Source organism: Stutzerimonas kunmingensis (genome assembly GCF_014764705.1).
Lineage (GTDB): Bacteria > Pseudomonadota > Gammaproteobacteria > Pseudomonadales > Pseudomonadaceae > Stutzerimonas.
On sequence record NZ_JACXXG010000026.1, the window covers coordinates 62,905 to 69,078 of the forward strand.

Below are 6,174 nucleotides of genomic sequence, written 5' to 3' on the forward strand. Positions count from 1 at the left end.
GTCAATCGTGGACCTGTCCGATCCCAAGGATCTCGCTTCTCTGCTCGAAGCCTTTCTGCTCGCATCCGGCAAACCGCTCTCCCTGGAGCGCCTCGGCGAACTCTTCGAGGAAGCCGAGCGGCCGTCTTCGGCACAGCTGAAGAAAGCCCTCGAAGTGCTGGAAAAGTCCTGCAAGGGCCGCGCCTTCGAACTCAAGGAAGTCGCCAGCGGTTACCGCCTGCAGGTGCGTCAGCGCTTTTCGCCGTGGGTCGGTCGGCTCTGGGAAGAGCGTCCGCAGCGTTACTCCCGCGCGATGCTGGAAACCCTGGCGCTGATTGCCTACCGCCAGCCGATCACCCGTGGCGAGATCGAGGATATCCGCGGCGTCGCGGTGAACAGCCAGATCGTCAAGACGCTGCAGGAGCGCGAGTGGATTCGTGTGGTTGGCCATCGTGACGTACCGGGACGCCCGGCGATGTTCGCCACTACCCGGCAGTTTCTCGACCATTTCAACCTGAAGAACCTGGATGAGCTGCCGCCCCTGGCCGTTTTGCGCGAGATGGAACCGGAGCTCCACTCGATGCTAGAGGACGAGGATGCCCCCGTGCCTGTCGCCTTGCAGGCGCGGGCCGATGAAGTTGCCGATGAGCCGCAGGCCCCACTGCGTGAGCAGACCAGCTTCCGCAGCCTGCTGGCCGAACTCGACGGCATGGAGCAGGGCCTAAAGACCGACTTCGACGATCTGCTGGAAGCCGAGGAAGAAACATCGGCAGACGAGCCGCGCGGAGACGAGCCCGCGCAATAAGCGCCAAGCCACCTCCAACCGGCGTACTCAGGCTCTTGGTCGCCGCTTCCATGCCGGCATCGCGTCGTGTCCGAACGCCAACTGACCCTGGATGGTTTATGGTTGTCTGAGCTTTCAACCAAGCGTTGAGCCCTTCAACCACAGTTGAATTTTGCAGCAGGAGTGAGGCATGCATCCGCGAGTTCTAGAAGTCACCGAGCGCCTGGTCGAGCGCAGCCGCAAGACCCGCGAGCGCTATCTGGCGATGATGGCCGCCGCCGCCAGTGAGGGTCCGCAGCGCGGCAAGCTGCAGTGTGCCAACTTCGCCCACGGTGTCGCCGGCTGCAATTCCGGCGAGGACAAGCAGAGCCTGCGCCTGATGAACGCGGCAAACGTGGCCATCGTCTCGGCGTACAACGACATGCTCTCGGCGCATCAGCCCTATGAGCATTTTCCGGAAATGATTCGCCAGGCGCTGCGTGAGATCGGCTCGGTCGGCCAGTACGCCGGCGGCGTCCCGGCGATGTGCGATGGCGTGACCCAGGGCGAGGCGGGCATGGAAATGAGCCTGGCCAGCCGCGAAGTGATCGCCATGAGCACGGCAGTCGCGCTGTCGCACAACATGTTCGATGCGGCATTGATGCTCGGCATCTGCGACAAGATCGTCCCGGGTCTGATGATCGGCGCGCTGCGCTTCGGCCATCTGCCGACCATCTTCGTGCCGGGCGGGCCGATGCCATCGGGGATTCCGAACAAGGCGAAGGCCGAGGTGCGCCAGCGTTACGCCGAAGGCAAGGCCAGCCGCGAGGAGCTGCTGGAATCGGAGATGAAGTCCTATCACAGCCCCGGCACCTGCACCTTCTACGGCACCGCCAACACCAATCAGGTGGTGATGGAGATCATGGGCCTGCACCTGCCGGGCTCGTCGTTCGTCAACCCTTACACGCCGCTGCGCGATGCGCTGACCCGGGAGGCGGCGCACCAGGTCACGCGCCTGACCCATCAGGCCGGCAACTACACACCGCTGTGTCAGGTGGTCGACGAGAAATCCATCGTCAACTCGGTGGTCGCGCTCAACGCCACCGGTGGTTCGACCAACCACACCCTGCATATCCCGGCGTTCGCCCGCGCCGCTGGTATCCAGCTGACCTGGCAGGACATGGCCGATCTTTCCGAGGTGGTGCCGACGCTGGCCAAGGTCTACCCCAACGGCCAGGCCGACGTGAACCATTTCCACGCCTGTGGCGGGGTGCCGTTCATGGTGCGCACGCTGCTCGACGCCGGTCTGTTGCACGAGGACGTGCATACCGTCGTCGGCAAGGGCCTGCGGCGCTACATCCAGGAGCCGTTCCTCGACGGTGACAAGCTGGTGTGGCGCGACGGCCCGGCGCAGAGCCTTGACGAAAACATCCTGCGCCCGGCCGAGCGGCCATTCTCGCCGGAGGGCGGGCTGCGTGTGCTGGAAGGCAACCTCGGCCGCGGCGTGACGAAGATTTCTGCCGTGGCGCCCGAGCACCGTTTTGTCGAGGCGCCGGCGCGGGTATTCATCGATCAGAGCGAGTTGGCGGCAGCGTTCAAAGCCGGCGAGCTTGAGCGCGACTTCATTGCCGTGGTGCGTTTCCAGGGGCCGAAAGCCAATGGCATGCCCGAACTGCACAAGCTCACGCCGTTTCTTGGTGTGCTGCAGGACCGCGGCTACAAGGTGGCGCTGGTCACCGACGGGCGCATGTCCGGTGCATCGGGCAAGGTGCCGGCGGCCATTCATGTCTGCCCGGAGGCACTGGACGGGGGGCCGCTGGCGCGGGTGCGCGATGGCGACATCCTCCGCGTCGACGGCGAGAACGGCGAACTGCGAGCACTGGTTGATCCTGCCGAATGGGATGCGCGGGAACCGGCGATTCGGCCCGAAGACATGGGCATCGGCTGCGGTCGGGAGCTCTTTGCCTTCATGCGCGCCTCGTTCAGCACGGCAGAGCAGGGCGCCAGTGCATTTACCGAGAGTCTGGAGGCGCTGAAGTGAAGACGGCGCTCGTTGGAGATATTGGCGGCACCAATGCACGTTTCGCGCTGTGGCGCGACCAGCGCATCGAGCAGATTCGCGTGATTCCCACGGCCGACCATGCGCGGCCGGAGCTGGCGATCCTTGCGTACCTGAGTGAAGTCGATCAGCCGCTGGAAACCCTCGAGGCGGTGTGCCTCGCCTGTGCCGGGCCGGTCGGGGGCGACCTGTTTCGTTTCACCAACAACCATTGGCAGCTGAGCCGCGAAGCCTTCTGCCGCGAGCTGGGCGTGAAGGAGCTGTTGCTGATCAACGACTTCACCGCCATGGCCCTCGGCATGACGCGGCTGCACGATGGTGAGCGCATCACGGTTTGTGATGGCGAGCCTGAACCGGGACGGCCGCGGCTGGTCATAGGGCCCGGCACCGGGCTCGGAGTCGCCGGATTGCTGCCACTGTCTGGCGGCGGTTGGCGCGCCTTGCCGGGCGAGGGCGGGCATATCTGCCTTCCCGTCGGCAGCGAGCGCGAGGCGGCGATCTGGGCGCATCTGCATCGTTCGCTCGGCCATGTAAATGCCGAGGCAGTGCTCAGCGGTCCGGGGCTGCTGACGCTCTACCGCGCCTGCTGCGCGCTGGATGGGCAGCAGGTGGCGTTCGATTCGCCCGCAGCTATCACCAAGGCCGCGCTGGCGGGCGACGCCTATGCGACCGCGGTGCTGGAGCAGTTCTGCCGCTGGTTGGGGCGTATCGTCGGCGATAACGTGCTGACCCTCGGTGCCCGCGGCGGCGTTTACATCGTCGGTGGCGTGGTGCCGCGTTTCGCCGAGATGTTCCTGCGCAGCGGTTTCAGCGAGGCGTTGCGTGAGAAGGGGCAGATGAGCCGCTATTTCGATCGCCTGCCGGTCTGGCTGGTGACCGCGCCGTATCCGGGCCTCGAGGGCGCGGGCGTGGCATTGCAACCTTTGTTGGAGGGAGCCTAGGCTGCGACATGGCGGGTCGACGGGTGACCCCATAACAACAGGAAAAGGGACGTGACGTGAGCCAAGCAGGTAAGAACATCCTTCTGGTCGACGACGATCAGGAAATCCGCGAACTGTTGCAGACCTATCTCAGCCGCTCGGGCTTTCATGTGCGCGGCGTGCCGGACGGCGGGCAGTTTCGCGCGGCGCTATGTGCCGAGCCGGCCGATCTGGTGATTCTTGACGTGATGCTGCCCGACGAGGACGGCTTCAGCCTGTGCCGCTGGATTCGCCAGCACGAGCGGCTGGCTTCGATGCCGATCATCATGCTCACCGCCAGCTCCGACGAGGCCGATCGGGTCGTCGGCCTGGAGCTGGGCGCCGACGACTACTTGGGAGTGATATCAGGTCCTTCGGGGATTATCGGTACCTATCGATAAGATGCTGTAACGTGTTGATTTATAATAAAATACGTCGCGGCACCTATCGGTAGCTATCGCCAGGCAGCGGGATGGTTTGGCGGTACTGGTAACGGTAAGAACCGATGCCCGGATTCGGACCCTCCCGTTTACTATCGAGACCAAACCGGTCTTTGACGGTAAATCTCTCCTCCGGAAAGCTTGCGCCATACGGCTTTCCCGGCATCAGCAGGTCTCCTGGCCCTTGACGGTAAAAGCCGTCATGAACCGGAGGAAAAACCTCGATGCTGACCGACACTGCACTGCGCAATCTCAAGCCCAAAGCCAAGCCCTACAAGGCTTCCGATCGCGACGGAATGTACGTAACGGTATCGCCCGGCGGTACCGTCACCTTTCGCTACGATTACCGTCTCAACGGACGCCGGGAAACGCTGACCATCGGACGATATGGACCAGCGGGGATTTCATTGGCCATGGCGCGCGAAAAGCTGCTGGATGCCAAGCGAATGGTTGCTCAAGGCATATCTCCTTCCTTGGAAAAGCAGCGAGCCAAGCGGCGTCTGACTGCTGCCAAGTCGTTTGGTGAGATGCTGAAGAGATGGCTGGCTGATGCGCGTATGGCCGACAGCACGCGATCCATGCGCAAGAGCATCATTGATCGCGACATCCTGCCGGTCTTCGAGAACCGTCTCCTGACCGAAATCACCGCAGACGATCTCCGTGCGCTCTGCTCCAGGGTGAAGGGTCGCGGGGCGCCGGCCACAGCCGTTCACGTTCGCGACATCGTGAAGCAGGTCTTTGCGTTTGCAATCCTGCACGGTGAGAAAGTGGAGAATCCGGCCGACGGTGTTAAGGCCGCATCGATCGCCACCTTCGTGCCGAAAGACCGAGCGCTGACCCCGACCGAGATTCGCCTGGCTTTTCACCAGTTGGAGTCGATTGCGGCGTACCCCACCATTCGATTGGCCTTGCGCCTGGTACTGCTGACCTTGGTGCGTAAAAGCGAGCTGATCGAAGCTACTTGGAATGAGGTGGATTTTGAGAACGCCACGTGGACGATCTCCAAGCAGCGTATGAAGGGACGCAATCCCCACGTGGTTCACCTGTCGCGCCAGGCTCTGGATATCTTCGTGGCACTGCATACGTGTGCTGCAGGATCGAGGTTTGTCCTGCCCTCTCGCTACGACATCCACCGTTGCATGTCGCACGCGACCTTGAACCGAATCACGCAACTGATCGCATCGCGGGCCAAGGAGGCGGGGTTGCCGCTGGAGCCGTTTACGGTGCACGACCTGCGCAGGACTGGCTCTACGCTACTCAACGAAGTGGGGTTCAACGGTGACTGGATTGAGAAGTGCCTGGCGCATGAGGACGGGCGTTCCTCGCGCTCGGTCTACAACAAGGCCGAGTACGCGGAGCAGCGGCGCCACATGTTGCAAGAGTGGGCAGACATGGTTGATGCCTGGATCGATGGTCGGACTCACCTGCCGAAGCTGTTGCCGGACAATGTGTCCGTGCCGGTATTGAGTGCAGCCGTATAAAGGAATGGGCAGGTTGTCAGTTGACAACCTGTCGAATCATACGAATACTGGAGACTATCCATGGCCCGTCCTTCACATCCGAAGAAAGAGATCGAAGAAGCGCTTAAACATGCCGAAGGGCAGGGGTGGCGCATCGAAGTTGGCGGCAGTCACGCCTGGGGGCGGATCTACTGTCCCTATAACGACGAGGAATGTCGCTGCGGCGAGTTCTGCATCACCAGCGTGTGGAGTACGCCGAAGAACCCCAGCAACCAAGCACGCGTGTTGCCGCTGACCGAAAACTGACCCAGTAGAGGCTGTTCTGCCGACTGAAAACTGACCCAGGTGTTCAACTGCTTCTGCTCAATTTTTGAGCAGGAGAACACAGGGTGATCAGTATGGAAATGATGGGCAAAATCCGCCGGATGTATTTCCGCGACAAGCTGTCGCTGCATGAGATAGCCAAGCGCACCGGGTTGGCGCGCAACACGATTCGCAAGTGGGTCAGAGCACC

Annotated in this window: 4 protein-coding genes and 2 pseudogenes; all 6 read left to right on the forward strand. The window is 62.5% G+C overall.

The genetic code is table 11. The features are described from left to right. Positions 1-7: 7 nt before the first annotated feature. On the forward strand, positions 8-784 hold the full coding sequence (scpB, locus tag IEG05_RS17625; RefSeq protein ID WP_191122459.1) for an SMC-Scp complex subunit ScpB: 777 nt from the start codon (positions 8-10) through the stop codon (positions 782-784). Positions 785-953: 169 nt separating this feature from the next. Continuing rightward, a complete protein-coding gene (gene edd / locus IEG05_RS17630; protein ID WP_041014363.1) occupies positions 954-2,783 on the forward strand; it encodes a phosphogluconate dehydratase in 1,830 nt (609 codons plus the stop codon). Then, positions 2,780-3,742, forward strand: coding sequence for a glucokinase (locus IEG05_RS17635; protein WP_041014362.1), 963 nt, complete (start codon positions 2,780-2,782; stop codon positions 3,740-3,742). The genes edd and IEG05_RS17635 overlap by 4 nt, the downstream gene beginning before the upstream one ends. A 56-nt stretch (positions 3,743-3,798) precedes the next feature. Next, positions 3,799-4,119 (forward strand): annotated as a pseudogene (locus IEG05_RS17640) (response regulator); the annotation flags it as partial. Between the two features lie 305 nt (positions 4,120-4,424). After that, positions 4,425-5,681, forward strand: coding sequence for a tyrosine-type recombinase/integrase (locus IEG05_RS17645; RefSeq protein ID WP_104097037.1), 1,257 nt, complete (start codon positions 4,425-4,427; stop codon positions 5,679-5,681). A 60-nt stretch (positions 5,682-5,741) separates the two neighbouring features. Beyond that, a pseudogene (locus IEG05_RS17650) lies at positions 5,742-5,948 on the forward strand (hypothetical protein); the annotation flags it as partial. Positions 5,949-6,174: the final 226 nt, after the last annotated feature.